Genomic DNA, 25,726 nt, shown 5'->3' with positions numbered 1-25,726 from the left:
TTCTTTAGTTATCGGGTTTATTAAAGATATTAGGGGGTATACCAGATAGGAGAGGTGTAAGCACGCTCCTGGAGAACCGCGGGCCCTTCAGGTGGTATCTGAATACTTCCATCATTAATTTCTTTTGAGGCTACGGCATCGTAGAGTGAATGGCGTGGAGTAGGGATCTGCAATACTCGAACATAGTAAAAAGCGCGTGCATTTACATCAAAATCTGGGTCTTGCCATAAAGTGGATAATTCAATAGAACCAATCTTATTGGTATATTGTCCTGTTTCTCGATTTACTGTATCACCCACAGAATCTAATTTTCCTTGGTTGTTAAGAGTACGTTCCCCAGACCAAGCAACATTGAATATTTTTTCATGGCTTTTTCCTGTCGTATCTAACCAGGATTTAACAACTTGGATTCTATCCAGATTTGCTCCTTTGGGATCTTTAACCGCACGTATGAGCAGCTGAATTGGTTTGTTAGCTTCTTGTGGTTTGGTCAAATCTCCTCCCATAGGTACGCCATGGATGTATCCCAATTCGGCGATATTTTCAGCATCTATGGCGTGCTTAGGGAAGTTCCAGCCGGCAAAGACACGTACCTGTATTCTAGGTCCGGTAGTGGCATACACTTCACGGCGTTTAAACGCAGCGAAAAGGCTCTCTCTTGTATTTTCTTCTGCCCAAGCGGCAGCGAGTCCAGAAGCAGACATATTCCAGCCAGTAGCCTTGGTCCCGCCAATGACAGTGTTGGTACGCTTGCTAGTTGGTATGGAATCATGGGCAAATTTACCCCAGAAATTGTTCTCCTCTGCAGTAGACATACCAGTATGTGAATCCGTGGACCCTATGAAACCCAACTTATAAGGGTTTACACCAATTTTATCCTGTATCTCCAGGCCAGTACGCAAGGCGGATCTAATGAAGTCACCTTTAGCAATACGGTAAGCCTCTGGATCAGCTTGTAAGTAAAATGGATAATTTTCGAAGTCGGCGAAGGGATCTTGCGGCGAAAGTTTTGAATGGGTTTCTGAATCCCCCTTAATTTGTGTTATTTCGACTAAGGGCTCCCAGCGCATACGTGTGCGCGCATACTGTGCATCAATTGGCTCACCGCGCAGTGTGGTTTCTGCGAACATGTAGCCTTTGGAAACATTGGAGTTATGGGGAATGGCAATAAATTCACTGCCAGTTCGTTGAGAAGTCTCATCTAACCAGTACCATAAATCCTCTGGATATTGGCTCTGGTCAGACCCAAAAGGAAGATACTGCTTAGCCTTTTCTGCACCATCTGGGGACACCACGACCCGGTGTAAATTAGCCCCGGTTGGTGTTGAACTCCATTCCCAGCCTATAAAGCTGGTGAAGGTACCTGGGTTATTGTGACGCTCTGCGGCGTCGATTATATCGTTCCAGGCGCTTGTCCGGGTTTTATTCAAATCTCCAAGCACTGGTTCCGGGGGCTGGTTAGCTGGATCCTGGACAGGATCAAGGTAGGTTTCCGAGTCTAGTGCTTTAGCTGGCAGTAGCTCATTGAAAATATCCATACCCTCATTGATCGATACCTTATAGCGAATATGCTGCTTGGCAAACCAGCGCATCATCGACTGATAAAAGGACATCTCGCTATCGAGCTCATCTGTTTCATTAACCACTGCTCTCATAACACCCAATCCTTCAGCATGATCCGATACCACTAGAAAATCCAGAGGTGTATCGATACGTACTTTTGCATGGGTATAAGGGTGAATGACCGGTTGCCCCTTTGCCCAGCGGTAAGCGGTATCCGGGGTTGCCGAATAGTTTTGGCTTAAGAAGGCATCAAATGAGTATGAGGTATGAAGGTGCATATCTCCCCAAAAAAGCTGAGTCGGCTCATTAGCAATAGCAACATGATGCACAGTGACTACTGCCAGCCCGGTAAGATACACAACTTTTTTTATAAGACTTTTCATGTTTTTAATCGTTATAGTTGTTTACTTTTTTTAAAGCATAGACTCACTTAACATGCCAAGATTGTTAGGATAATCTTGACAGGCAAGGAAATGAGTCAGTGGATGCTAATCGATTGGCTTATAGGTTTCTTTGCCGATAATGCCAATCTCTTGACTAATTAGGACATATGTGTAAATGGCTGAGTATGGACACACGACCATTGCAACCTGGGTATTACCCATTATTGAGACCTTGAAACCATATTGTTCTGCCCAAGAAATCCTACGGAGTGCAGAAATTGACCCAAAATGTATTGAGGATGCAAATCAAAGAATACCTCTAGATAATATGAAAAAACTATGGGAATTCGCTGAAGCTATCTCAGGTGATGATTGTATTGGATTGCAAGTTACTAAGTACGTCAAACATACAAATCTTCACGCTCTAAGTTATGCGCACTTGTCGAGTAGCTCCATTAGAGAAAGTTTATTGAGGTCAGCACGATTTTCAGAGGTGGTCACCACCGCAATGAGAATTAATATACATGATGAAAAGAAGCAAGTTATAGTCTCTTGGAAAAAAGTCGATGACTTTATTTATGAGCCAAGTATTCATGCTATAGATGCCTTTATGGCCTTGCTAATAAAGTCCATTGGGAAGATATGCCCAGATGTCCATCAACACTTAATATCTATTAATCTACAGAGACCGAGACCTTCCGTTCTTAAATACCATCAACGGATGTATGGATGTCCAATCAAGTTTTCGGCTGATTCTTGTGAGATTAGATTTAAGCAAGAGTTTGTTGACCGGAAGCTCTCTTCAGGAAACAATGAGTTAGTTAGCATTAATGAACAAGCCTTGATAAATTATTTAGAGCGATTGCGGAAGAGTGACATAGTCAGTATGACTAATAGAGTTCTTATTGACCTGATGTCCTCAGGAGATTTTTCACAAGAGGCAGTGGCCAGGGAGCTTGCTATTAGTTGTCGTAGCCTACATAGAAAACTCAAAGAAAAAAATTCCAGTTATCAGATCATTCTGGATAAAATACGTAAGTATCAAGCGGTTCAATACCTTAAACAACATGAGCTCCCTATCACTTTAATTGCCTATAAACTAGGTTTCTGTGATACTAGTAGTTTCTCTCGAAGCTTCAAAAAATGGACCGGACAATCACCGCGCGAATTCCGGAATAATTTTAGTGAAAGTGTCTCTATTTAAATTGGTATAGGCTGAGTGCGAGTATGATCTTCCAAAGAGACAGCGGCTATATTTGAGTTTTGTATATGTGAGATTAATTGAGTCCAGATATTCCCTTGTTTGGTGTCGGTGACCCTGATTTTCTTGAGGCTTCTATATACAGGCCTTTGCATATTGAGCTATTCAGGCCAATCCATTTTTGGCGATCTTTGTTGTGCGAATATAGTGCGAAGATCTATTACTTTATGGGCAGTATCTAGAATATTAAGCTCGTATTTCTTGTCTCCTATTACCATATCTTTGGTAGTTCGATGGTCTTCTTAGCTTTAGTGTTTACGTCCTGGGCGATCCAATATGTAGGATGGTGTAGCACTGACAGACTCTGTGGAGGATAGATGGAATCATATCATCTACTATTTACTAGGGTAGGGTGGCTAAATTTATGGCCATAAAGTTTTAGCTTATATATGATTTACTACTGTGCTATGAAAAGTCACAAAAATATAGGATACTTTCTAATCGTAAGTGAATGTTAAACACAAACCTGCGCTAACAATCAGTAGTATAAGGCAACCGTTATGAAGCTGCCCCATACTGTCATTTCAGCCGTTAGAAGCTAATTGTCAGAGGTTGGTCTTAGTAATGTGCTATATTTGGATACTTAAATGCTTAAGCTTTGATATTTCTTTGTTTGATACCATTTTAGTTGTTTCGTAATTTTCCCAAATTCGATTTTTTATAAAAATCTACGAATAGCTATGGTTAATGTGGCAGAATAGTGAAGTCTGTCAATTCAATTCATAATTTTTATATCGTGTTATGCGTCCCCGCAAACTTCCGTACTTACCCAATCGTCTGCTTCGCTTAATGGGTATCCCTGATATCTGTATATCCCACCTTCACCTAGGCCTTTATTCTCAATAAGATATTTTACAACAATATGGTAATCCCGGTATCTTTGTTGCTCTTTACTTTCAGTGAGTGCAGAAGCGCAAAGAGGGATAGTAGATTCTCCGCGAGCATATTCAGCCACACCTTCCAACTTCCATGTATCTACCTGAAAGTGTTGTATGCCCAACTCCCAATATTGCTCGATATGCTTAGCTTCATGCTTAATTACTCCGTCTATAGATGTCTTTGCATTTTTTACCGCCGTTTCGTTGATGTAAGCAACACCAATGAAAGGAAGTGTAAACCCTAGAGAATCACCAGAGATAGGGTTAAGTAGTTTAAAAAACCAAGGATTTTTAATTACATATACTTTATCTTCTGTGTCTTGAGAAAAAGTAAAAGCATGAGCTGAAAAAGCTCCGTGTACTAGAAACCATATCCAAGTGAGTATATTAACGATTGATTTCAAAGTTTTTCTAATTTTTATTTTCATAAATTCTATTTTAATAGGTTACGCTTTATGAAGCGATTTTTAAAAATTTGTAAGGCTTTTGGTGCTAAAGCATACTGGAGTTATATGTTGCCTGAGCAGCGCCACAATAAGTTTTGATCAGCACTATTACTAAACTCAAACCACTATGCTTTAGACAGGAAGCCCGTGATTGAATGAAAAAAGTCAAGTGCTGGAAGTCATTATTGAATATTATTTTATGTGTATAATCTGTAGTTAGGGTTAATTCTTGACATTAATATCATATCCATGTATCGACCATTTTTAAACGTGCTCAAACGCTTTACACCCTCTGTTTCAAATCCAATTTTTTCATATAGAGATTTTGCTGATATATTGTCAGCATGTACTTCTAATTCCACGCGTACTAAATTCAGCCAGTTATCAGCCTGATTAATTGCCTCTTGCATTAGAGATTTCCCTACACCTTTACCTTGACTAGCAGGGTGAACAGCAATAGCTACTGAAGCAGTGTGTTTTCCACGTGCTTTATTTGTTAGGAATAAAGTGGCGTGTCCAATTACTTTCCCATCTATTTCTGCAATCAGAGTGTATTGATCCGGTGACGAGAACAGGTTTGAAACTTGTGAGGAACTCAAAAATGGAGGCTGTGAAGTATTCGCTAATACCTCACTAAAGCTATAAATTTCATGAAGGTCTTTATGGTCTATTTCTTCTAAATGTCTTATTTTCAAGCTACACCCTTATTGTAAATTGGATTGAACGCATTGCGTTCGGTTTAGGGGTGGCTGAAGCATAGCGCAGGAGCCCCCCCTGAAAGTAGACGCCACCTTATATTCACCTTATGCGGCTATTCTTTCATATTCAACTGGGGTTTTGAACCCAATTGAACTATGTCTTCTCTTCAAGTTATAGCATTTATCAAGGCACCAAGATAAGTTCGCCCTAAGTTCCTTAACCGACTCAAAGTAAAACCCTTTGATACTCTCAGTTTCAGTGTCTGGAAAAATGATTCTACATACACATTATTATTCATAAACCCTGGTCGATTCATACTTGGGTCAATACCTGGTTCTTTGAGTCGGTTTTGGTATGCATAGGCACCGAACTCAGACTCATGGTCGTTGTGAAATATTAGATCTGATTTTATCGCTTCTGCGACAGAAAGCTTTATTTAGCGCTGATAGTGTCGATTCAACAGTTCGAGTATCCAACAATTCCCAACCCACTACTTTTCGGGAGTAAAGGTCAATAATCACGGCTAAATATTGCCATTTCCTATTGATCTTCAGATAGGTCACATCACTTGCCCATGGGAGTCTGGTTTCGTCGACATACCATGCTCTCGTTGTATATTTTCAATCTTAATACAAGGGTTTTCAGGTGACGGGCGTTGACGAAAGATCTTTCCTGCTTTTCCCACGACTTCAATCTCTCGCGTAAGGTGCTCAACGCGTTTGTGATTTGCTCACTCACCATTAGCTTTCAGATCTGTGCTAATTCTTGGGCTTCAATAATTACTATTATGCTGCGTGTAGATAGCCTCTATACACCCTAGAATCCGTTTACTTTCTATGTCTGGAGTACTCTCATCACTGTTAAGCCGCTTATAAAAAACTTGAGGTTTAATATTTAAATTTCTACATAAGTACCTGACACCAAGGTCCATCCGATTATAAACAACGAATACAAATCTTTCAGTTTTTGATCTTTCAGGTGCGCTTCCCGCTTTTTTAGGAGACTATTATCCTTCTGTAACTTCTTAATCTGCTTTATTAGGCGCTTTATTTCTTTATTATCAATCTAAGATTGAGATTTCGTTGTTATCGTCATACTTATTCTACAACTGAGCTTCTCGACCTGCTTAATTTCTCTACTCTCCTATCACCATCTATACATCATGCTGGATGTAGGTCAATGATATTGGTGATAGTAGTCGTTTCTATTTTCAGTTGATTAGTGAAAGCTGCTGCTCTAAATTTGAACTCTGTTGAGTATTCAATAATAATTTTTTCGCTCAGTATTTTTGGTGTTTTCGTCTACCTTATTTAAAAGGTAGGCCTCTACTCAATGAGACAGTTTCAAGCATTCTGTGCAGCGTAGTCGAGTGATTTTTAAAGTACCTGTTACGTGTTTTACTCATTAATTACACAGAACCCATTACCAAAAGGGTCTGAACAATACGCAATGGAACCCCATTCACCACTTTCACCGCCTTCATGCTTCCCGCCTAGCTTAAGAACTCGATCAACTATTTCATCTATGTTCTCTGTTAGAAAGTCAATATGGACGGGGGTCCAATGACGAGAATAATTTCGCTTGGCTGTCTCCGTGGGGGCTGAAATTGATCCCGCTTCTTTCTCTTGCAAATAAATATCACAATTTTCAACAGAAATTACTGACATACTACCTTGGTCTCTTAGTTTTTTACAGCCAAGAGCTTCAATATAAAAATTTTCAGCTTGTTTAAGGTTAGAAACATCAATACTCACAGAAAGCTTTATCATAATATATCCTCAAAAATTAATTTTGGACAAATAACACTAAGAAAAAAGGCATAAAGGCTGTGCGAAAATGGCGGAGCTGCACCACGTTTGAATCCCAGCCCCAAAGGAGCGGAGTGAACATCATTACTTTGCTATGCACCATTATCTCTAAGCTGATTACGAACAATCATCAACGCAAAACCAAGGAGGTTTAATCCTCTCCATTCATTAGGGTTCTGGCATCTATCATCGTCTTCTGCCAGACCTATCCCCCAGATCTTATCTACTGGATTCGCCTCAACAAGAATTTTATCGCCAGTATTCAGAAGAAATTCTTTAAGCTTTTTACTACTCTTGAACTTGGCGAAATTCACACGAACAACTATATCAAAGCGTTCTTTGTCCCATATATCTTGATCGAATCCAGCTACTTTGCGACCTATTGCCTTTGCTGTACCTGGTTCTTTGATTTTAAGAAGTTCTGCTGCTGCAGAGTTGTCTCCAAACAACCTTGCTTTTTCATACATCATGAAATGCTCAGCCGTAAGAAACTCGTTGCCTTCTGAGCTGAATGGGGAGTCATACCACTGACTGAAACAAGATTTTGATACGCCATTTTTAGGTTTCCTATGTCCCCAAAAGAAAACGTATTTAACCCTATTTCCATTGTTAAGGTAGTTGATAAGTTCTTCTGTATTCTCGATATTCACGTCTTATCCGATATGTTGTTTTGATGAACAACACTTCAAATACACGTATAGTGAAGTTAGTAATTTTTGGAGCAAATAAGATGATAGCTTTACCATGTCCAGGTGCTTTGACTGTTAACTATTTTTGCAAACGTAGTAAAGGTGCCATGTGACTAATATTGGAACTACAAAGTAGATTGGAATTAGATAATTCACACCTATGAAACCAATGCTGGCTATAACCAGAGAGATACAACCGACTAAAAGATGTATTCGGTATTTCTGGATAGGATAATTTATATCTCGCCATATGAGCTTCCTAAGTAATTGAATAATACCCCACATTCCAACACTCCCAAGTAAAAGGGATGAAAACACCAGAAATCCTATTGGCTCTCCTTCAACCATACTAGCAATACTATACGGAAATCCCATACCAATACCTATGAACCAAAGAATTATTATTGGTCCATAGCCTATTAAAACTTCAATTGAATAAAGTATCAATCTCATAAATTATTTATAGTTAGCGCTGTCTGCACAGGCTGGAGCATACAGTGTGGGGTCCAGCCCCGCAGGGGCGATTGTGCCTAGCTTTGCTATACGTTTACTTCCAGCCACTGACATTTTTGTACGTTTCATAATCTGTAGGAGAAACATACTCCCATTCTTTATCATTTTTTAGTTCGTATGCTTTCTGTGTGACGTACAGTATGGCCTCGAACTCCATATCTTTAGGGAACTCTTTTGGGTTCTTTAAGATAAGCTGGAAAAGCTCTTTGCCAATGGCTACCACCACACACCTAGAATAAAGAAAGTCATCTACAGAAAAGTACTCTTTTTTATTGACATAGGCATCTTCGCCTATTTCTTTCGCGTGAGCTTTGGTATCTAATACGTGGAGGTTTTGAGCTAATAGCTCTTCAAATTTAAATGTTTCATTGTCTGATTTCTTTGATAAGTAGTCTACGACCGATCGAACGACGGCTTCGTCGTCTTCAGATTCCTCCCAATTGAGCATTCCGGTAATACTCCAGAACTCATTCTCGTTCATGATTCTCCTAGCGTATAACGTTATAGGTCCTCCCATGGAGGACCAAAAGGCCATGGCACGGTACCAGTGTTTATAAGTGGTTTTTGCTTCTTAAGTATTCCAGCCATTCTAGGCTTTCTCTGGAGTACACAAAGCCATTCGGAGTCCAGCTTTTATCAAGAGTAAAACTTGGAGGGGCTTGAGTTTGAGAGCCTGAACCAGTAAATATTACCTGATCGCCATAGAATCCACTTGCGCCAAGGCCGCATGCAGCCAAATCTATGGCCGTATACACGACTTCTTTATCATTCAACTGGCCTTTGAATCCCTCTTTTACTTTATATGTTAGTTTCAACTCCATATAAGTAGGATTTTCTTCCGCTAACTCTGCTTTCAGTAACTTACCGACGAAGACTTTCTCTGCCTCATCAAATTTTTGCTCTTTTGTTTGAGCTGCGACATAGCATGCCGCAGTCGTATGCGATATAAAAAGAAGATAAATTACACAAATTATTTTATTCATTAGCATCTTGTGCTCTAAGGCCTCAATAACCAGTAGCTGAAACGTAGCGAAGCGGTGTGTGAGCTGACGAGCGCCAAACGTGCGTAGTTAATTGACTTGTTAAATCTTCTTGCACCAGACATCTTGCGCCCCCTTAGTATACAAACCGGAATCATTGGAAAAGATATCATTTACAACTTGCTCCAAGCTTGTCACATTGAGCTTACAGCGAAAAGGTAGCTTAAAATGATATTCACTGACTGCTGAAATACGTATTTGGCCGGCTTGGTCATCTAGCCAAGAATAAAAAACCATAGCTGAACCACTGCGCTTTCGTTTGTAAAGATCAGCACAACTGACCAAAAACTCTTGGACAGAATCACGCCCCCACTCACAGAGTAAGCCCTGGTTAAAGCCAAAAGAAAACATGTTTGAGTCTGCCTCTTCATTAATTTCACTAGAAGAAACAATCTCAACTTCCGTTTCTAGCTCATCGAGCCATCTTTTAAGTGTGCTATGCATGTTTTGGCATTTAACGCCTTGCTTAGTTGGCGCCGTAATGGAGTCGCATTGTACTAGCGTAAGCGTACAGCACAAAGCGAGTGAAGTGTAGGTGGTCTGCTAAAGAAATTTGTTATACTTTGTTCACATATTTTATATCCATGATGCATAGATATATGAACCCGTTCGATGTTGGTGCTTGGTAAACCATTTTTGCTTTTAATACATATGCAGTGATATTGGTAAGTTCCCAGGATTCTTTTCACTTACAGGGGATTTCCGTTTGGTTAGCTTCTTGTGCCTTAGTTCTTTACCGACTAAAGCTACTTGCCCGATACGGCTTTTTACCTTTTAAAGGATGTACTCGCTTGCCCAGCCCCACAACCAAGTTTTGGTCTCATTTGAGTATGTTCCGGCTATTTCAACATTTGCGACGACTATTGGAACTTCACCTGAAGAAAATGTAAGCTCTCCTGCTTCTTGATTTAGAAACCAAGATTTCCAGTTCCTCAGATTAAACTTTTTTATAATTTGCCCTTGTCTCTCAGCAGAGTAAGTCTCGGATAAGCTGAGCAACAACTACCATTTAAAGTAATTCAATAACACTGACTTTCCTCTAAGACATAACGCTGCAAGCAGCGAGGTGGAGCGCCGGCGCCTTGCCTGGTTATGCAATTTTTAATAGGGTTTTTGATGTTTCTACATTTTTGCTATTGGACTTACCTTTAAGCGCAGCTTCAAGAGCTATCTTTTGAGTATCGTTGAGGGGTGAATTATGTTCTAATAGTAGTGTTCTATCACTCCATTTTAAGAACCATGGCTCTGCATAGTGAACGACAAAGTCCGACATGATTTTTGCACAACGCTCAACAGAATCAATTTCTTCACCAAAGTCAAAGCGAACACCTTCAGATAACTCACGCTCAGTTGGCCCTGCTAAAGCAATGAAGTCCAATGATTCATTAAGCACACGAATACAAACGTGCATACGGAAACAAGGGCCAAACGTATATTTGTGAATATGCACAAATTCTACAATTAGCCCCGATTCACGCACAAAGAATGTAGGCTTTGTACGGCTAAACCCTAGCTTTTTAATTTCTTTAGCAAAACGTCTTAAGATTTTGTCTGCGTTTGATCGCTCAAGCTTTTTTTCCATACACTTTTTAAATATTGACTGGGTGCGGTTGGAGTGCGGTGTATGTCGTCCCGCGAAGGGTCTCAGGCCGTAGCAACCTGCTTGTACTTGTTAATTTTTAAGCAGGTGGCGATTTCACTGAGTTGCTTAAAGTGTGCTATTTGAGCACACTTTAAGCAAGGCAGTGGATATCCGGTAGGTTGCTTTGTTAGGTGCATTCTGTGACAACCTCTGGGTGTTTGTTTATATGATCCCAAGCCCAGTCAGTAACATTGTATTGACAGTGGGAGCCATGATCAAAATATCTAGTAGACTGGAAAATAATACCTGCTCTCTCTAGCTCCGATACACTTCCATCATTTGAGTCCAGACTCTTACTTCGAACCCCCTCTTTTACAAACATTTGCAATATGAACTTCTCATATTCAGTCAAACTATTAATTCGACGAAGCGAATTTTTTTTCTCTGTTTCTTATCTACATAGTTCTTTGCAATAGAAATGGTAGTTTGACCCCAGCTATAGATAATTCCGAGAACACATATAATAAGAAGCACCTTAAGAAAAGGGTTGATGGCATCTCTAATACTTTCTGTCCCAATAAGATCAGAAAAGAAGATCAAAACTAAGCAAGTTCCACCAGCTATAAAGAATGTCTTTGTTGATTCTTTCACAAAGCTTAGGATTTTTTCGTAGTCTGGAATCATAGGTAACACCTAACAGTGTATCTAAAAGCAGCTGCATTATATCTCCATTCATATATCCCAACACCATAATCGACTTTCCAGGTGAAAAAACCAAAAATTCAGCCCCTTAAACTTAATTGGTACAAACGTCATAGTGTGGATATAAGAAGCCCCTTATATATCTTGTTATTTCGTGGCTTTTGATCCTATTGGTAATACTTTAGAGGTCAATGAGTTGGCTGGTTGCTCCGGTGGATATGTGCCGCTGCTTTTGATCTTGGATACATCTAGAGAACAGCGCCGTAGCTACATTGTTTTAAGTATTATTGCCATTTAACAGTGACATTTTTGGGTTTGGCTAAATAGGGTGGGGCTGTGAGCGCTGGGGAAGGGGATGGTTGCGATTTTAAAGCAAAAAAGAGCGGGCAAAGCCCGCTCTTTCTGGTCTTAAGGTCTACTGCCCCAAGCTAAACAGTTGCGTATTACCACCAGTGGCAACCGTATTAATAGTTTTGGTTTTCTCGGTGGCAAAGCGGAACAGGTAATGGGGCCCACCGGCTTTGAAGCCGGTGCCGGATAGGCCCTGGCCGCCGAAGGGGTTTACACCTACCACTGCGCCTACCATATCGCGGTTTACGTAGCAGTTGCCCACGTTCACACGCTTGAATACCGCGTCGGCGCGGCCTTCGATGCGGGAGTGCAGGCCGAAAGTGAGGCCGTAGCCGGTGGCGTTGATACGGCGGATCACGTCTTCCAGTTCTTCGGCTTTAAAGCGCACTACGTGCAGGAAGGGGCCGAAGACTTCGCGCTTGAGCAGGGAGAAATCTTCAATTTCTACCACTTGCGGGCCGAAGAAGGTGCCTTGGATGGGTTTTTTGTTTTCGTCGAAGGCAAATAGCGGTTTTGCTTCTTTGGCCATACGTTCCCGGTGGGTTTCCAGCAAGCCCAGGGCTTTTTCGTCGATCACTGGGCCGATATCGGTTTCCAGTTTACTGGGGTCGCCAAGGGTCAATTCTTCACAAGCGCCTTTGAGCATATTGAGCAGGTTATCTGCAATTACGTCCTGCACACACAAAATACGTAGGGCGGAGCAGCGTTGGCCTGCACTCAGGAAGGCGGATTGAATTACATCGTCCACTACTTGCTCGGGCAGGGCAGTGGAATCTACGACCATGACATTCTGGCCGCCGGTTTCGGCGATCAGCGGTACGATCGGGCCCTCTTTAGCGGCCAACTGTTGGTTGATCAGGCGCGCAGTTTCGGTGGAGCCGGTAAAGGCTACGCCGCCCAGGCGCGGATCTTCGATCAGCAGTTTACCCACGGCGGCGCCGGTACCGGTAATCAGGTGCAGTACCTTGGGGGGAACGCCAGCGTCGAGCATGATGCGCACGGCGTGCGCGGCGATGATTGGGGTTTGCTCGGCGGGCTTGGCCAGTACAGCATTACCGGCGGCGAGGGCGGCAACCACTTGGCCGGTAAAGATGGCCAGGGGGAAGTTCCAGGGGCTAATGGCCACAAATACGCCGCGGCCGCCAAGGAACAGTTGGTTCTTTTCACCGGTAGGGCCGGGCAGCTCGGTGGGCTCAGCAAAGTGTTGGCGTGCGGCATTGGCGTAATAGCGGCAGAAGTCTACCGCTTCGCGCACTTCACTAATACCGTCGTTGAGAGTTCGGCCCGCTTCCAGGCAGATAATGGCTGCCAGTTCGTTGGTTTTCTTCTCATAGAAGTCGGCGATACGATCGAGAATCTCAGCGCGGCTGTTGCCACCCTGTCGGTCCCAGTCGATCTGCGCTTCGGTGGCGGAGGCGTAGGCCCGCTCAATTAAATGTTTGTCGGTATTGGCGGTATGGCCGATTACCTCGCCGCTGGCTGGGTTGTAGACCGGCTCTTCAGACTTGCCCATTACGCCATCAACAATAGGGCCACCGAGGAAGTGCTTGCCCTGTTGTTTTTGTACTTCTTCCAGCAGGGGTTCTACTGCGAGTGGGTCGGTCAGTTCGATGCCGTGTGAATTTTTCCGTGGCAGGGCCTCTGCGCCCATATAAATATTCTCCGGTACAGGAATTTGCGGGTGGCGGAGTGGGTTGCAGGCTTCGCTTAAATCGAGGGTATCCTGCACCAGTGCTTCAATGGGTGTGTCTTCATCCATAAAGCGGTTCACAAAGGAGCTGTTGGCGCCGTTCTCCAACAGGCGACGCACCAGGTAGGGCAGCAGGTCGCGGTGGGCACCCACGGGGGCGTAAACCCGCACGGGTACACGCTTGCCGTGTACGGCTTCGATCTGTGCGTAGAGCAGGTGACCCATGCCGTGCAGGCGTTGGAATTCAAAATTGGTGCGCTCGCCGGCCATTTCCAAAATCAGGCCCACGGTATAGGCGTTGTGGGTGGCGAACTGCGGGTAAATCGCTTCTTCCGCGTCCAGCAGTTTTTTTGCACACACTTGGTAGGACAAGTCGGTGTGGCATTTGCGCGTGTACACCGGGTAATCGCTCAAGCCCATTTGTTGGGCGTGCTTGATTTCGCTATCCCAGTAAGCGCCTTTAACGAGGCGCACCATCAGCTTGCGGCCGGTGTCGCGGCCCAGGGCAATCAGCCAGTCGGCCACATGGGGGGCACGCTTCTGGTAGGCCTGCAAAACAAAGCCGAGGCCCTGCCAATCTTTCAGTTCCGGGTCGCGGGCCAGGGCTTCAAAAATATCCAGGGAAATATCCAGACGCTCGGCCTCTTCCGCATCGATATTCAGGCCCATATCGTATTTGGCGGCGGCCACACACAGGCGTTTTACCTGCGGCAGCAGTTCGCCCATTACACGCTCGCGCTGCAATACGCTGTAGCGGGGGTGCAGGGCGGAGAGTTTGATAGAGATGCCGTTGGCTTCGACGACATCGCGTTTACTGTTGTCTTTGCCGATGGCTTCGATGGCCATCATATAGGCGTCGTAATAGCGCTGGGCGTCGGCCATGGTGCGCGCACCTTCGCCGAGCATGTCGAAGGAGAAGCGGGTGCCGGGCAGGTTTTCCTTGGGGCCGCGCTTCAGGGCTTCTTCGATGGTGCGGCCCAATACATATTGGCCGCCCATAATTTTCATGGCCTGCATCATAGAAGTGCGCACCATGGGTTCGCCGATGCGGCTGATCAGGCGCTTCATCCAGTGAGAGGGGCGCTCGGTGATATCCGGGTCCAGCTCGACTACGCTGCCGGTGAGCATCAGCCCCCAGGTAGAGGCGTTCACGAACAGGGAATCTGACTGGCCACGATGGCTGGACCAGTTGCCGGAATGCACTTTCTCGGCAATCAGTTTGTCGGCAGTATCAGCATCGGGAACCCTGAGGAGGGATTCCGCTAAGCACATCAGTGCCACGCCTTCTTTATTGGAAAGGCCGAACTGCTGCAGGAAGGCATCGAGAGTGCCGCGCTTGCTGCGCTGCTGGCGCGAGTGGCGCACCAGCTCGCGCGAGGTGTTCAGAATTTTCTTGCGTAGGGCGTCACTGGGGCGGGGGGCGGCCAGGAGCTCGCTAACACATTGGTTTTCGTCGGCGTGCAAATACTCGTGTGCCCGCTCTCGGGCATTCTGGAGATCTCCGGCGAAGTTTGTCGACATATCGTCTCCCAAGCTCTATATCTAGGGTCAGAATAAAAGACCGGATTATGTGCGAAAGTGCTTAGAATTAATCGCCATTTTGGCGACGGTTGTGGTTAAATATCACGCCTAAATGCGTGATTGCCAGTAGGGTATTTTGTAATGTCTCGACAGTTGGAAGATCTGGATCGTATCGATCGCCAAATACTGCGGATTCTTCAACGGCATGGCCGCCTGCCAAACGTAGAGTTGGCGCGCCGTGTGAACCTCAGTCCCACCCCCTGCCTGGAGCGGGTCAAGCGCCTCGAGCGAGAGGGCTTTATCCGTGATTATGTGGCGTTGCTGGACCCTCTCAAGGTTCATGCCGGCTTGGTGGTATACATCCAGGTGACGTTGAATAACACCGCTACCGAGGCCCTGGAGGCCTTTAACCAGCATGTGGCAGGCCTTGAGGAAGTGCAGGAATGTCATATGGTGGCCGGCGGCTTTGATTATCTTGTGAAGATTCGCATTAAGGATATGCTGGGTTACCGCCGTTTTCTCGGTGAGAAGCTGGCCTCGGTACCGGGTGTACGGGAAACCCACACCTATGTGGTGATGGAGGAAGTAAAAACAGATACTGCCGTGGCGGTACCTGATCCAGAGCCTAAAGGTAAAACTACCAGGCGCTAGGCCTGCGTTTGAACGGTCAAGGATGGCCGAAACGCTCACCACTTGGCAGATAATAAACAAACAAGGTTGCCGAGACGGTGGGGGAGAGAGCACTCTTAGGTATCTTTCCGGGATAAGCTCGAACAGGGCTACACACCTAAACACTTCCCAGCACCGCAAACCTTTCTATTGATTGCAGATTTCCCAGGGGAAAATGGCGAATTGGCAACCAATGTCTGCCAGGATTTTATTATCCTCAACATTATGAGTGAGCGGTGCCCTGTGCCGCCCATCCAACCGCGATAACGATAAAGTAGGTACTGTATGGATTTTTCACTGAGCGAAGAGCAGCAGATGATTCAGGATGCGGCGCGTCAGTTTGCTGAGAGCGAACTGAAGCCCATCGCCGCAGAGCTCGATAAAACCGGTAACCGCGAGTTGATGCTGGCCAAGCTGAAAGCCTTGGCTGAACTGGGTTTTATGGGGATCAATATCGATCCCAACTACGGTGGCACCGGTGCCGGCACCATAGCTTTCAGCCTGGCGATTACCGAGCTCGCCCGCGGCTGCAGTTCCACGGCTACGACCACTTCTGTTACCAATATGGTGGCCGAGGTCATCCAGGCCGTCGGCAATGAAGAGCAGCGACAAAAGTATTTACCCAAGATTTGCAGCGGTGAATATGCCGCGGGTTCTTTTTGCCTGACAGAACCGGGGTCAGGTTCCGATGCCGCAGCCATGCGCACCCGCGCTGTGAAAGACGGTGACGAATATGTGCTCAGTGGCAGCAAACTGTTTATCAGCAGTGCTGAGTTCGCTGGCATTTTTGTAGTTTGGGCAGTAACCGATCCCGAGGCGGCCAAAGGCAAAGGCATTAGTTGCTTCCTGGTGGAGGCTGGCACACCGGGTCTGATTATCGGTAAGGCCGAGGAGAAGATGGGGCAGAAGGCGTCTGTTACCAATGAAGTCTCCTTCGACAATTGCAGAATTCCCGCCGCCAATCTGTTGGGTGCAGAGAACCGCGGTTTCCGCATTGCCGCCGGCGAGTTGGCCGGTGGGCGCATTGGTATCGGCTCACTGGCGCTGGGTATCGGCCTTGAAGCGTTGGACTGCGCTCGCAGTTACATGCACGAGCGGGAACAATTCGGCAAGAAGTTGGCGCAATTCCAGGGTTTGCAGTGGCAATTAGCCGACAAATATACCGAGCTGGAAGGCGCCCGTTTGCTGCTGTTACAGGCTGCCTGGCAAAAAGATGCCGGCCAGGCCTTTGGCCCTGCGGCCTCTATGGGCAAACTGTTTGCCAGTGAAAAAGCCAATGAGGCCTGCTACCTGGCACTACAAATTCACGGTGGGGTGGGTTATACCCGCGAGTATCCGCTGGAGCGTATGAGCCGCGATGTACGCATCACTACTATCTATGAAGGTACCAGCGAAATACAACGCCTGATTATCGCCCGGCACCTACTCGATGTGCGTTGATGGATTTATGTAGCCAGTGACTTGTGGCCCTGGGGAGGTGGACTATTTCCGACTTGCCCAGTGCCCCCGGAGCCGCACCTTATAGTGTCCCAGCCAGGACACCCTGGCTGGCCCCGCCCTTCATAGCGGGGCTAGTGACTAACGACCTTCCTCTGCCAGCCTATAATCCTTCCTATTCTCTACAGAAGAGCCTCTTCTTCCACTTTGCTCTCAACCATTATTTTTTACTAATCGGCAGATCCACTACAGGGTTTGGCGCAATTTAATATCGGGTGAGAAAAATGAAAAAAAAACGAGGTGCTATTGCTAGAAATGGCGCTCTGATCTTATTTTTTTTGTTATTCATTCCCAGTTTACTGTTGGCGTACGAGCCAAAGCCTGCCAGCGTAAATACAAAAAAAGCAAATCAGGCGGTACTGAAAGAGTTGCCCTTTGCCAATCGGGAGGATTTTGCTGATGTAAAAAGGGGATTTATTGCCCCACTTTTGAATGACGGTATTATCAAGAATGAAAAAGGTGATCAGGTATGGAACCTGCAGGCCTTCCAATTCGCCAATGACCAACAAGCCCCTGCCACAGCTAACCCCAGTCTCTGGCGCCAGCTTCAGTTAATCTCCCAGGGCGGTCTCTATGAAGTGATACCGCGAATTTACCAGGTGCGCAGTGCGGATCTCTCCAATATCACTTTTATTGAGGGGGATACTGGGGTCATTGTTATGGACCCCTTAATCTCTACGGAAACCGCAAAAGCCGGGTTGGATTTATATCGTGAGCACCGAGGGCATAAACCGATAGTGGCAGTGATTTATACTCACAGCCATGTCGATCATTACGGCGGTGTGCGTGGGGTTGTTAATGAAGAGGAAGTAAAATCTGGCAGGGTGAAAGTGATCGCACCCAAAGATTTTTTAATTGAGGCGGTCAGTGAAAATGTGTTTGCCGGTAATCATATGGCGCGCCGTGCCAGTTTTATGTATGGCAACCTTATACCCAAAGGCCCAATGGGTACTCTGGGATCGGGCCTGGGGCTGGAAACGTCCACAGGTACGGTCACTCTGATTGAGCCTACCGATACGATCAGTAAAACTGGTGAAACAAGAAAAATTGATGGCCTCACGTTTGAGTTTTTGATGGCACCGGGCTCCGAGGCCCCAGCAGAAATGCACTTTTATATTCCCGAATTAAAGGCGCTTACTGCTGCGGAGAATGCCACTCACACACTGCACAACCTTTACACCCTGCGCGGCGCCAAGGTGCGCAATGCCCGAGCCTGGTCTCGCTATCTCAATGAGACACTTCAGCGTTGGGGGGGGCAGGCGGAGGTGCTCTTTGCTCCACACCACTGGCCCACCTGGGGGCAGGAGAAGGTCGTCAACCATTTGAAAAAGCAGCGCGACCTATATAAGTACCTCAATGACCAGACCCTGCGACTGGCCAATCACGGCTATAACATGGTCCAGACTGCCGAGTTAATGCAGCTACCCCCAGAGCTTTCCCAATACTGGGCCAATCGTGGATATTATGGCAGTGTCAATCACGATACCCGAGCGGTCTGGAATTATTACCTTGGGTTCTTCGATGGAAATCCAGCGCGGCTCTATCCAATGCCACCCACGGCGGCGGGAAAAAAATACGTTCAATATATGGGAGGAGCGGCCAATCTCATAAAGCAAGCCAAGAAAGATTATGAGGCTGGAGAATACCGCTGGGTGGCGGAAGTGCTGGACAAGCTGGTTTCCGCTGAGCCCAACAACCGCGCTGCCCGTGACCTGCTGGCGAATGCGCTGGAACAGATGGGTTACCAACAAGAGAATGGTACCTGGAGGAACTTTTTTTTAAGTGGTGCCAGGGAATTGCGTGATGGTATAGAGCGATTGCCAGTGCCATTAACTGCCAGTGCCGATACCATCCGCAGTATGCCTACTGTGCTTATTTTTGATTATCTGGGAATTCGATTAAATGGGCCCAAGGCCACCGGGAAGCAGATTGCTATTAATATTAGTTTGCCGGACATACAGGAAGCGTACTCTCTTGTGCTTGAGAATGCTGTGCTCAACTACGGCCCCCCAATAGAAAAGCCCCAAAGCTTCGTTACTATTAATCGCAATGATCTCAACGATATTATCCTGGGGGTATCCTCTATACAGGAAAAACTGAATGAAGGTGCGGTGAAAATTGATGGGGATGTGGGGCAATTAAAGGTATTGCTTTCCCTTATGGATAAGTTTGATTTTTGGTGGAATCTGGTTACTCCAGAACCTATGAATATAAATACTCCAGCGGAACAGCCTTAACCATTTTTCTCTGGCTGATATTAGAAATTATGGGGTTTCATTTTCGTTGGTAACTATAAGTCGGAATGCTTATGAAAAAGGGCACTTTGGCGGAAATGCTTAAAGGATTTGGCTCTATAGAGGAGGTTGCTGGTGGGTTTGAAATAACAAGTCTGCAATCCCTGCGGGTATGGGCGATGGTGGCACTGGTAATGCTTCATAAAGTATTTGTTCTGCCATGGCAGGGGAAAAAGAAAAAACGATTGCTTGATGATCTGGATTCACTTAAAAACCTGACTGTAACTATTTCTCGAGATAAGCTGGATAGGCCAAAGGAGGGGGGCTGCTTTCTCAATGAAAAAGATTTAGACTTTTTTGAGAAGAATGGTTATCTGCCTCCGTTTCAGGTTATTTCTAAAAGTGAGGCAGAGCAACTTAGGGGTGAGCTACTGGACGAGTTTTCATGTGATTTTCATGGGAAAAATTACATGAGCGAAAAAGTTAAAAACATTGCTGAAAGGCACGATCAGTGGTCGATAGAGGTGGCCGGGCTTTATCAGGCATTGAGAATAAAGTCACTAAGAGCACTATTTCGCAGGCCGCAAATAACAGAGCGCCTAGCTAGCTTGTTGGGTGATGAAGTTATGTGTTGGCGGAGCCAAATGTTTCATAAGTTCCCTGGTGCAAGGGGGACGATATGGCATCAAAATGCTACTTTCCGAGAGACAGGGAAGTATGCCAAGTTACAGCCAAGCCAGAAGATGGACCCAGCTGTTATCCAGTTGAACGCCTGGGTGGCGCTTACAGACTGCACGGAGAAAAATGGTTGTTTGCGTATATTGCCAGGGTCAATGGGCGACGCTCGGATGGATTATCTCTATAGTTATGTTCAGGACAATCAAATCTTTTACTTGTCATTGTTGCCATTTTCTATTTCTCATTTATATGCGTTGCTCAAGATAGCGCTCTATGGAACTATTTTTGTTAAGAGTACACTACTTTTTCGTACAGCAGTTGAGCTGTTAGGTGAGGACTACTTTGATAAGTTTAAAGTTGTTGACCTCCATATGAAGGCTGGTGAATGCCTGATTTTTTCCTCCTTGAATATGCACGCTTCATATCCAAACACCAGTAATGATGATTCACGGTTTTCTGTTGTGGCTCGCTGTACACCAAATCATGTTAGGGTGGCTCCATCAGGAGTTGATGTGTATTCAACGGCAGAAGGGTTAGTTGAATACAAGCTTCCAGACGTACCCAATTTTCAAGTATATGGGACAGATAGTTATGGCTACAATAAAGTAATGGACGACTAAGTTTTCATTCTTGAATTTTGTATAAACCTTCGTTTATTAGCTTAGCTAAGCACCTTGCTACTCCACATAAAACTGGGGCATCGCTTAACGATCCTCTCTTGTTTAATCGGTGGCCATATCTTCTGTTATGCTAGTGTTAGCTGTTTCTTTTTCTAAGTTTGCGGAAGCCTTTTTTGATTGAAAGGTAAGATAAGCATCCTTAATAGGCTCCTGTAGTAAAATTTTGCAATCTTGTTCGTAATTATTCAGTAGGCGCCACGGATATTTATTGCCCTGGCGGGGAAGGGCATGATTTCCTCTTCTGACATAACCGGAACTCAGGCTGCTCATCACAGAGTTGATTTCAGCACAGGCCTCGTTATCTTCCGCCAAACAAATCTCATACTGATGTTCATCCATATAATTGATTAAACGGCAGATGTAGCGGGCAGAGATATCTGCTTTTAGGGTCCAGGGGGCATTAGTATATCCAAACACCCAAGACATATTGGGGACACCCTCCAAGAGCACAGCTTTGTAAGTGAGCTTCTCACTGATGGGTACTTTCTTGCCATCAATACTCAGCTGCATGCCTCCGAGCACTTGGATATTTAATCCGGTAGCTGTGATAATGATATCCGCATCGATCTGTTGCCCTGATTCCAACTCGATACCCTGTCTGTCAATGGCTTTTATCTCCCCGGTTTCTACTGAGGCTTTGCCTGATTTTATTGCTGCAAAGAAATCATCATCGGGCACTGCGCAAATACGTTGATCCCAGGGGCTGTAGTTCGGTGTGAAGTGACGCATATCAAAGTCGTTGGGTAGGCTTTTGCGAACACCCCGCAGGAACAGTTTGCGCATAAAATGTGGCCAGCGTTTAGAAGCCTTAAAGAGCCAGCGTTGTATTTTTATATTTCGCCAGCGCGCAAAATTAAACACCCAGGATTTTGGTAGAAACTTTAGTAACAGTGCCGAGAGTTTATCAAACGCGGGTACGGAAATAACATAACTAGGGGATCGCTGTAACATGGTGACATGCTTGGCTTGATCAGCCAGGGCGGGTACCAGGGTAATAGCGGTGGCACCACTGCCAATCACAACAATTTTTTTGTTTTGGTAATCCAGTTCTTCCGGCCAGTGCTGGGGGTGGATGTAGTCACCCTGAAACTGTTCGGCACCAGGAATTTTTGGGAGATATCCCTGGGAATGATCGTAATACCCGGTACATGAGATTAAAAACTTGCAGCTGTAGTAACAGGGTTTGCCGCTCTGAGTATTGCTTCCCTGCAGAATCCATAGTTCTTTTTGGCTATCCCAGTTGGCGCTGAGGAGGTCGACATTAAAGTGAATATCTCTACTAACTGCATACTCGTCTGCAGTATCAATGAGGTATTGGCGGATAGAGGGTCCATCAGCCAGTACTTTCAGTCCCGGCCATGGGCGGAAGTCAAAGCCAAAGGTGAACATATCTGAATCCGAACGAATACCTGGGTAGCGGAATAAATCCCAGGTGCCTCCGATTTGAGAGCGACGCTCTAGGATGGCAATTTTCTTGGAGGGGCATTCGCGGCGCAGGTGGCAGGCGGCTCCGATACCGGAAAGCCCGGCTCCAATAATTAGCACATCAAAGTGAAGTGGTTGCAAAATCATCATCCTTCTTGTGTCTTTAGACGCAATAGACTGCGTAGATGTGGAGCCTTTTTATTGCTACATTGCGACAAAAAATTATCTTGAGGCGTCAGCTGGCGCCCTGGAGGAGCAATGGGTAGTTTGATACGAGCCAGTGTGCTTACGGGGTATAGCGAACTGGCATCGGAGCTTGGAGGAGATGCCCGCACATTTCTTACGGAATTTAGTCTTCCTGAGGATATTGTCATATCGGATAGCCGCTTGCTGTCACACTTGGATGTAGCGCGCTTGCTGGAGCTAACCGCCGAGCGGTTACAGTGCGCTGACTTTGCCCTTCGTCTGGCAGTAAGACAGGGTGTCGATCGATTGGGGGGGATTGCGGTGATAGCCTGCAACTCCACTTCGGCCAGAGAGGCGATTCTGGCGGTGGCTAGGTTTATGTCATTACACAGCCCCGCTATTCACTTGCGGATTGAATCGGTCCCTGGTGGTACTTTAGAGCGCCTGGTATTCGATCAACTTGATCCGGCTTTATCGTGCTTTCACCAGATCCATGAGCAAACCTTGGGGAATGCGCTGGTGATGTTGCAAATGCTGATGGGCGCGAATGTGGCACCGCAGCGAGTTCTGTTGCCACATGCCGCTCTGACCGATCCCGCCGATTACTTTGAATACTTTTCCTGCCCGGTGGAATTCCTTTCCGGTTACTGCGCCATGGAGTACCCGGCACAGCAGCTGGATACTCCGCTCGCTTGTGCCGATCCGGTTACCAAACGGTTGGCCATCAATTATTTAGAGCAGCAGTCTGTTTCTTCTGATGCCTCTCTGAGTACACAGGTTAGGGACTTGATGCGGCAATTGCTGCCTATTGGCCAGTATCAGGTGGGGGTGGTCGCGGCCCACTTAAGCCTGCACCCACGTACTCTGCAGAGACGTCTGGCAGGTGAGGGTTTGCGCTTTGATGCCTTGTTGGACATGGTGCGCAGGGAGATGGCTGCGGAGTACTTGGCAAATACCGGGCTGGCTCTGGGACAGATTACCGGGCTGCTGGGATATGCGGAGCAGAGCACTTTTCAGCGCGCTTGTCGGCGGTGGTTTTCGGATACGCCGCGTAACTACCGTCGCCGGCTGGCCCCTGCCGATCAATAGTCTGTGGGCTCAACCTCTCCTGGGCGCCAGGTCTTCTCCAGCCAGGGCCCCAGGGGGCCATAGAGTCGCAATATCACAAAAAACCCCTTGCCCGGCACTGTCTCCAGCCAGTTGTGTTCGAAGCCCTTGGGGGCTTGGGGACCAAAGTAGATATCGTAAGAGCCGTCGGAATTTTGTTTGATCCCTTTACTCTGGCTGCTTACCGAGGGGAATTTCTGGCTTGTCTTGAGCTGTGAGCGGGTCTGGCTGTCGTAGATATTAACGGCCCAGAAAGCGTTGACAGGCACCTCCGGCGGTAAGTGCAGTTTGTACTTCTTGGCACCATCGAAGGGCTCCTTATTTTCATCGACAAAGGCGATGGCGTAATCAGAGCCCTTGCCGGGCTCAAGGGCAATCATTGCCGGACTTACTCCCGTGTAGGGGTAGAAATAGCTGACCCGTGCATCGCTATTGATGGTTTTGCCATCGGGGCCATTAAAGAAAATATTCTTGCCGGGAAATGCCATTACCCAGGCGCTGTCGGTGCCGGGGTAGATCTTGATATCGGCAAGGGATTTGTCGGTGCGGGGATACCAGACGATAGAGCGGGCGATGCCATTGCCGATGGCAACGGCATCGGTAAGGATCTTGGTCATGCGTTCATCGGGGCTAAACGCTTTGCCTTTTTCGATACCAATAGAGGCAAACAGGCCGCGGGTTTCCGGGTTCAGCATGCCAATCCATTCGTACTGAATGACTTCATTGAGGTGTTTATAAAATTTGTAGTTGTTGGGATGAATGGTATTGAAGGCCTTGCCCGAAGCGCTAATGAACACCATCGGCGGGGGGGTTCCCTTTCTGGAGAGGGGGTAAATCCTGAGGTGGTCTTTGACACTTTGGGCGGCGGCTTCCAATGGCTGTTCCCCTGGTGAGCGCATAAATACCCATACTCGAAAAGAGCGAGGGTAGACGGGAAAATACCCAAAGGGCAGATTACCTTTGTAGTCTGGCGGAAGAACCAGATATTTACCGCCGCGCCCTTTATCTGGCCCGGAGCGACCAATGTCCTCTACATAGCGGAACCAGGCATCATTAAATGCTCCCGAAACCGCTGGTGGTGAATGCAGCACAGTGGGGCCATCGCGCTTGAGATCCAGAAAGGCGAGGGTGTAAATCGTCGATGTGTTTCCGGTTAGAAATAGAGATTCAGAATTCATCAGCCGATCAAAGATTAAAACCTCATTGGCGGCTTTAGCTCCCAGCTCACGAGCGCCTTTCATTAATCCGTGCACCGAGGCCCCTTGAATGCCTTTTAAGAAGCTATCTACTGCACGCATATGATCCAGGTAGTCGTAGAGTTTCTCTGCCGTATCGGGATAAGGGGCGCCATCGCGAAACTTGAGCAGCCCAATGCTGCTTTCTACTTTATCTGGTGTACTGATGGATTCTACAGACTCCCTACTCACATCAGCGCTTAGGTTAGGATGCAATAGCGCAGTGAGGATTAATGGAGTGAGAAAAATCATCCGCGAGGTTATGTTGGATTTTTGCGGCTGGTGGGTGAGCGGCAATGGCCAACTGTTCAATCTCAATTCCTCTTTGATTTTCTATGACAGCTCATAAGACTGATGCAGTAAAAACTCGGGCTGCAAATCACATAAATCATCTTTATCGTTTACAACTTCTGTAGCGAGATGCATTGACCGGAATGCGGTTCAAAAAACTATCGACGCAAGCACATCCTGGGAAACATTTAGTGACTGATGGTTCAGGTTTTTGCGGCGGCTGGAAGCCAATAAATCGGCTTCTGCTTTGCCTATATTGTTTCCAGTGAAACTATTTGTGCCGCATGAAATTAAAAGCCAAGTGAATCCCGCAAGACTCTTCATGATCAAAACCAAGCGTTGGTCTGATTATATTAGCCGCTACTTCTAAAAGCCTTTTTTGGCTTAATTTTCCACCAATTCTTGTTAAGGGTTTGGCCATTAGTCTGATGGAAGTGTCGCCAATAACTCCTCAAAGAACGCACTGGAATGGTTGTGTTGGTTCTGAGCTCGTGGTACCTGATGCATTTAATGCCGAGAAGCACAGTAAATAATTTTTTTGTTAGATGTTTAATGTAACAAAAGGTCAACAACTTAAAGATATAATGTCAATTATAAA

23 protein-coding genes are annotated in these 25,726 nt (G+C 46.0%); 6 read left to right on the top strand and 17 right to left on the bottom strand.

What is annotated here, in order from left to right; genetic code table 11:
- Window positions 1-29: 29 nt before the first annotated feature.
- A complete protein-coding gene (locus ACJJIT_RS11495) occupies window positions 30-1,946 on the bottom strand; it encodes a DUF3604 domain-containing protein (RefSeq protein WP_444898473.1) in 1,917 nt (638 codons plus the stop codon).
- 175 nt (window positions 1,947-2,121) lie between these two features.
- Here ACJJIT_RS11495 and ACJJIT_RS11490 point away from each other — a divergent pair, with 175 nt between their 5' ends.
- Window positions 2,122-3,150, top strand: a complete 1,029-nt coding sequence (locus tag ACJJIT_RS11490) for an AraC family transcriptional regulator (RefSeq protein WP_444898472.1) — start codon at window positions 2,122-2,124, stop codon at window positions 3,148-3,150.
- A 796-nt stretch (window positions 3,151-3,946) separates the two neighbouring features.
- Here ACJJIT_RS11490 and ACJJIT_RS11485 read toward each other — a convergent pair.
- From ACJJIT_RS11485 to putA, 14 genes are all read right to left on the bottom strand, one after another.
- A complete protein-coding gene (locus ACJJIT_RS11485) occupies window positions 3,947-4,513 on the bottom strand; it encodes a hypothetical protein (protein WP_444898471.1) in 567 nt (188 codons plus the stop codon).
- 215 nt (window positions 4,514-4,728) lie between these two features.
- Window positions 4,729-5,226, bottom strand: a complete 498-nt coding sequence (locus tag ACJJIT_RS11480; protein WP_444898470.1) for a GNAT family N-acetyltransferase — start codon at window positions 5,224-5,226, stop codon at window positions 4,729-4,731.
- A gap of 108 nt (window positions 5,227-5,334) precedes the next feature.
- Window positions 5,335-5,502 (bottom strand): IS3 family transposase, encoded by a 168-nt coding sequence (locus ACJJIT_RS11475; RefSeq protein ID WP_444900913.1) that lies wholly within the window; start codon window positions 5,500-5,502, stop codon window positions 5,335-5,337.
- Between the two features lie 105 nt (window positions 5,503-5,607).
- Complete coding sequence (locus tag ACJJIT_RS11470; RefSeq protein ID WP_444898469.1) at window positions 5,608-5,793, bottom strand: DDE-type integrase/transposase/recombinase; 186 nt, start codon at window positions 5,791-5,793, stop codon at window positions 5,608-5,610.
- Between the two features lie 834 nt (window positions 5,794-6,627).
- Window positions 6,628-6,999, bottom strand: a complete 372-nt coding sequence (locus ACJJIT_RS11465; protein WP_444885293.1) for a VOC family protein — start codon at window positions 6,997-6,999, stop codon at window positions 6,628-6,630.
- Window positions 7,000-7,130: 131 nt separating this feature from the next.
- Window positions 7,131-7,688: an NADAR family protein gene (locus ACJJIT_RS11460; protein WP_444898468.1), complete on the bottom strand. Its 558-nt coding sequence runs from the start codon at window positions 7,686-7,688 to the stop codon at window positions 7,131-7,133.
- A 586-nt stretch (window positions 7,689-8,274) separates the two neighbouring features.
- The gene (locus tag ACJJIT_RS11455) at window positions 8,275-8,721 is read right to left on the bottom strand and encodes a DUF4240 domain-containing protein (protein ID WP_444898467.1); all 447 of its coding nucleotides are present in this window, start codon (window positions 8,719-8,721) and stop codon (window positions 8,275-8,277) included.
- A gap of 70 nt (window positions 8,722-8,791) precedes the next feature.
- The gene (locus ACJJIT_RS11450) at window positions 8,792-9,229 is read right to left on the bottom strand and encodes a hypothetical protein (protein ID WP_444898466.1); all 438 of its coding nucleotides are present in this window, start codon (window positions 9,227-9,229) and stop codon (window positions 8,792-8,794) included.
- A gap of 93 nt (window positions 9,230-9,322) precedes the next feature.
- A complete protein-coding gene (locus ACJJIT_RS11445) occupies window positions 9,323-9,724 on the bottom strand; it encodes a hypothetical protein (protein WP_444898465.1) in 402 nt (133 codons plus the stop codon).
- Between the two features lie 330 nt (window positions 9,725-10,054).
- Window positions 10,055-10,279 carry a DUF6882 domain-containing protein gene (locus ACJJIT_RS11440; RefSeq protein ID WP_444898464.1) on the bottom strand — a complete coding sequence of 75 codons (225 nt, stop codon included), beginning with the start codon at window positions 10,277-10,279 and terminating at the stop codon, window positions 10,055-10,057.
- A gap of 91 nt (window positions 10,280-10,370) precedes the next feature.
- Window positions 10,371-10,862, bottom strand: coding sequence for a hypothetical protein (locus ACJJIT_RS11435; RefSeq protein ID WP_444898463.1), 492 nt, complete (start codon window positions 10,860-10,862; stop codon window positions 10,371-10,373).
- 187 nt (window positions 10,863-11,049) lie between these two features.
- Window positions 11,050-11,250, bottom strand: coding sequence for a super-infection exclusion protein B (locus tag ACJJIT_RS11430; RefSeq protein WP_444900912.1), 201 nt, complete (start codon window positions 11,248-11,250; stop codon window positions 11,050-11,052).
- A 20-nt stretch (window positions 11,251-11,270) separates the two neighbouring features.
- Window positions 11,271-11,546 carry a hypothetical protein gene (locus tag ACJJIT_RS11425; RefSeq protein WP_444898462.1) on the bottom strand — a complete coding sequence of 92 codons (276 nt, stop codon included), beginning with the start codon at window positions 11,544-11,546 and terminating at the stop codon, window positions 11,271-11,273.
- A gap of 433 nt (window positions 11,547-11,979) precedes the next feature.
- Window positions 11,980-15,126 (bottom strand): bifunctional proline dehydrogenase/L-glutamate gamma-semialdehyde dehydrogenase PutA, encoded by a 3,147-nt coding sequence (gene putA, locus ACJJIT_RS11420; protein ID WP_444898461.1) that lies wholly within the window; start codon window positions 15,124-15,126, stop codon window positions 11,980-11,982.
- A 141-nt stretch (window positions 15,127-15,267) separates the two neighbouring features.
- On the opposite strand from putA, the gene ACJJIT_RS11415 reads away from it, so the two are divergent.
- The 4 genes from ACJJIT_RS11415 to ACJJIT_RS11400 all read left to right on the top strand — a co-directional run bounded on the left by ACJJIT_RS11415 (window position 15,268) and on the right by ACJJIT_RS11400 (window position 20,824).
- The gene (locus ACJJIT_RS11415; RefSeq protein WP_252085528.1) at window positions 15,268-15,777 is read left to right on the top strand and encodes an Lrp/AsnC ligand binding domain-containing protein; all 510 of its coding nucleotides are present in this window, start codon (window positions 15,268-15,270) and stop codon (window positions 15,775-15,777) included.
- 303 nt (window positions 15,778-16,080) lie between these two features.
- On the top strand, window positions 16,081-17,235 hold the full coding sequence (locus ACJJIT_RS11410) for an acyl-CoA dehydrogenase family protein (RefSeq protein ID WP_252085529.1): 1,155 nt from the start codon (window positions 16,081-16,083) through the stop codon (window positions 17,233-17,235).
- Between the two features lie 281 nt (window positions 17,236-17,516).
- Window positions 17,517-19,529 carry an alkyl/aryl-sulfatase gene (locus ACJJIT_RS11405; RefSeq protein ID WP_444898460.1) on the top strand — a complete coding sequence of 671 codons (2,013 nt, stop codon included), beginning with the start codon at window positions 17,517-17,519 and terminating at the stop codon, window positions 19,527-19,529.
- Window positions 19,530-19,600: 71 nt separating this feature from the next.
- Window positions 19,601-20,824 carry a phytanoyl-CoA dioxygenase family protein gene (locus tag ACJJIT_RS11400; protein ID WP_444898459.1) on the top strand — a complete coding sequence of 408 codons (1,224 nt, stop codon included), beginning with the start codon at window positions 19,601-19,603 and terminating at the stop codon, window positions 20,822-20,824.
- Between the two features lie 102 nt (window positions 20,825-20,926).
- Here ACJJIT_RS11400 and ACJJIT_RS11395 read toward each other — a convergent pair whose 3' ends face one another.
- Window positions 20,927-22,456: a flavin-containing monooxygenase gene (locus ACJJIT_RS11395; RefSeq protein WP_444898458.1), complete on the bottom strand. Its 1,530-nt coding sequence runs from the start codon at window positions 22,454-22,456 to the stop codon at window positions 20,927-20,929.
- A gap of 111 nt (window positions 22,457-22,567) precedes the next feature.
- Here ACJJIT_RS11395 and ACJJIT_RS11390 point away from each other — a divergent pair, with 111 nt between their 5' ends.
- On the top strand, window positions 22,568-23,584 hold the full coding sequence (locus ACJJIT_RS11390) for an AraC family transcriptional regulator ligand-binding domain-containing protein (RefSeq protein WP_444898457.1): 1,017 nt from the start codon (window positions 22,568-22,570) through the stop codon (window positions 23,582-23,584).
- Here ACJJIT_RS11390 and ACJJIT_RS11385 read toward each other — a convergent pair.
- On the bottom strand, window positions 23,578-25,149 hold the full coding sequence (locus ACJJIT_RS11385) for a DUF1254 domain-containing protein (RefSeq protein ID WP_444898456.1): 1,572 nt from the start codon (window positions 25,147-25,149) through the stop codon (window positions 23,578-23,580). The two genes, ACJJIT_RS11390 and ACJJIT_RS11385, sit on opposite strands and share 7 nt — an antisense overlap.
- Window positions 25,150-25,726: the final 577 nt, after the last annotated feature.

This window comes from Microbulbifer mixtoriginis (SeqCode) (genome assembly GCF_052467515.1).
This window is presented reverse-complemented; position numbering and strand designations above follow the sequence as displayed.

What these genes read in the sequence shown, in the direction of transcription:
- ACJJIT_RS11495 (WP_444898473.1), bottom strand. Translation starts at nt 1,946, where the DNA reads ATGAAAAGTCTTATAAAAAAAGTTGTGTATCTTACCGGGCTGGCAGTA.
- ACJJIT_RS11490 (WP_444898472.1), top strand. Translation starts at nt 2,122, where the DNA reads ATGGCTGAGTATGGACACACGACCATTGCAACCTGGGTATTACCCATT.
- ACJJIT_RS11485 (WP_444898471.1), bottom strand. Translation starts at nt 4,513, where the DNA reads ATGAAAATAAAAATTAGAAAAACTTTGAAATCAATCGTTAATATACTC.
- ACJJIT_RS11465 (WP_444885293.1), bottom strand. Translation starts at nt 6,999, where the DNA reads ATGATAAAGCTTTCTGTGAGTATTGATGTTTCTAACCTTAAACAAGCT.
- ACJJIT_RS11455 (WP_444898467.1), bottom strand. Translation starts at nt 8,721, where the DNA reads ATGAACGAGAATGAGTTCTGGAGTATTACCGGAATGCTCAATTGGGAG.
- ACJJIT_RS11450 (WP_444898466.1), bottom strand. Translation starts at nt 9,229, where the DNA reads ATGCTAATGAATAAAATAATTTGTGTAATTTATCTTCTTTTTATATCG.
- ACJJIT_RS11445 (WP_444898465.1), bottom strand. Translation starts at nt 9,724, where the DNA reads ATGCATAGCACACTTAAAAGATGGCTCGATGAGCTAGAAACGGAAGTT.
- ACJJIT_RS11435 (WP_444898463.1), bottom strand. Translation starts at nt 10,862, where the DNA reads ATGGAAAAAAAGCTTGAGCGATCAAACGCAGACAAAATCTTAAGACGT.
- ACJJIT_RS11425 (WP_444898462.1), bottom strand. Translation starts at nt 11,546, where the DNA reads ATGATTCCAGACTACGAAAAAATCCTAAGCTTTGTGAAAGAATCAACA.
- putA (WP_444898461.1), bottom strand. Translation starts at nt 15,126, where the DNA reads ATGTCGACAAACTTCGCCGGAGATCTCCAGAATGCCCGAGAGCGGGCA.
- ACJJIT_RS11415 (WP_252085528.1), top strand. Translation starts at nt 15,268, where the DNA reads ATGTCTCGACAGTTGGAAGATCTGGATCGTATCGATCGCCAAATACTG.
- ACJJIT_RS11410 (WP_252085529.1), top strand. Translation starts at nt 16,081, where the DNA reads ATGGATTTTTCACTGAGCGAAGAGCAGCAGATGATTCAGGATGCGGCG.
- ACJJIT_RS11405 (WP_444898460.1), top strand. Translation starts at nt 17,517, where the DNA reads ATGAAAAAAAAACGAGGTGCTATTGCTAGAAATGGCGCTCTGATCTTA.
- ACJJIT_RS11400 (WP_444898459.1), top strand. Translation starts at nt 19,601, where the DNA reads ATGAAAAAGGGCACTTTGGCGGAAATGCTTAAAGGATTTGGCTCTATA.
- ACJJIT_RS11395 (WP_444898458.1), bottom strand. Translation starts at nt 22,456, where the DNA reads ATGATTTTGCAACCACTTCACTTTGATGTGCTAATTATTGGAGCCGGG.
- ACJJIT_RS11390 (WP_444898457.1), top strand. Translation starts at nt 22,568, where the DNA reads ATGGGTAGTTTGATACGAGCCAGTGTGCTTACGGGGTATAGCGAACTG.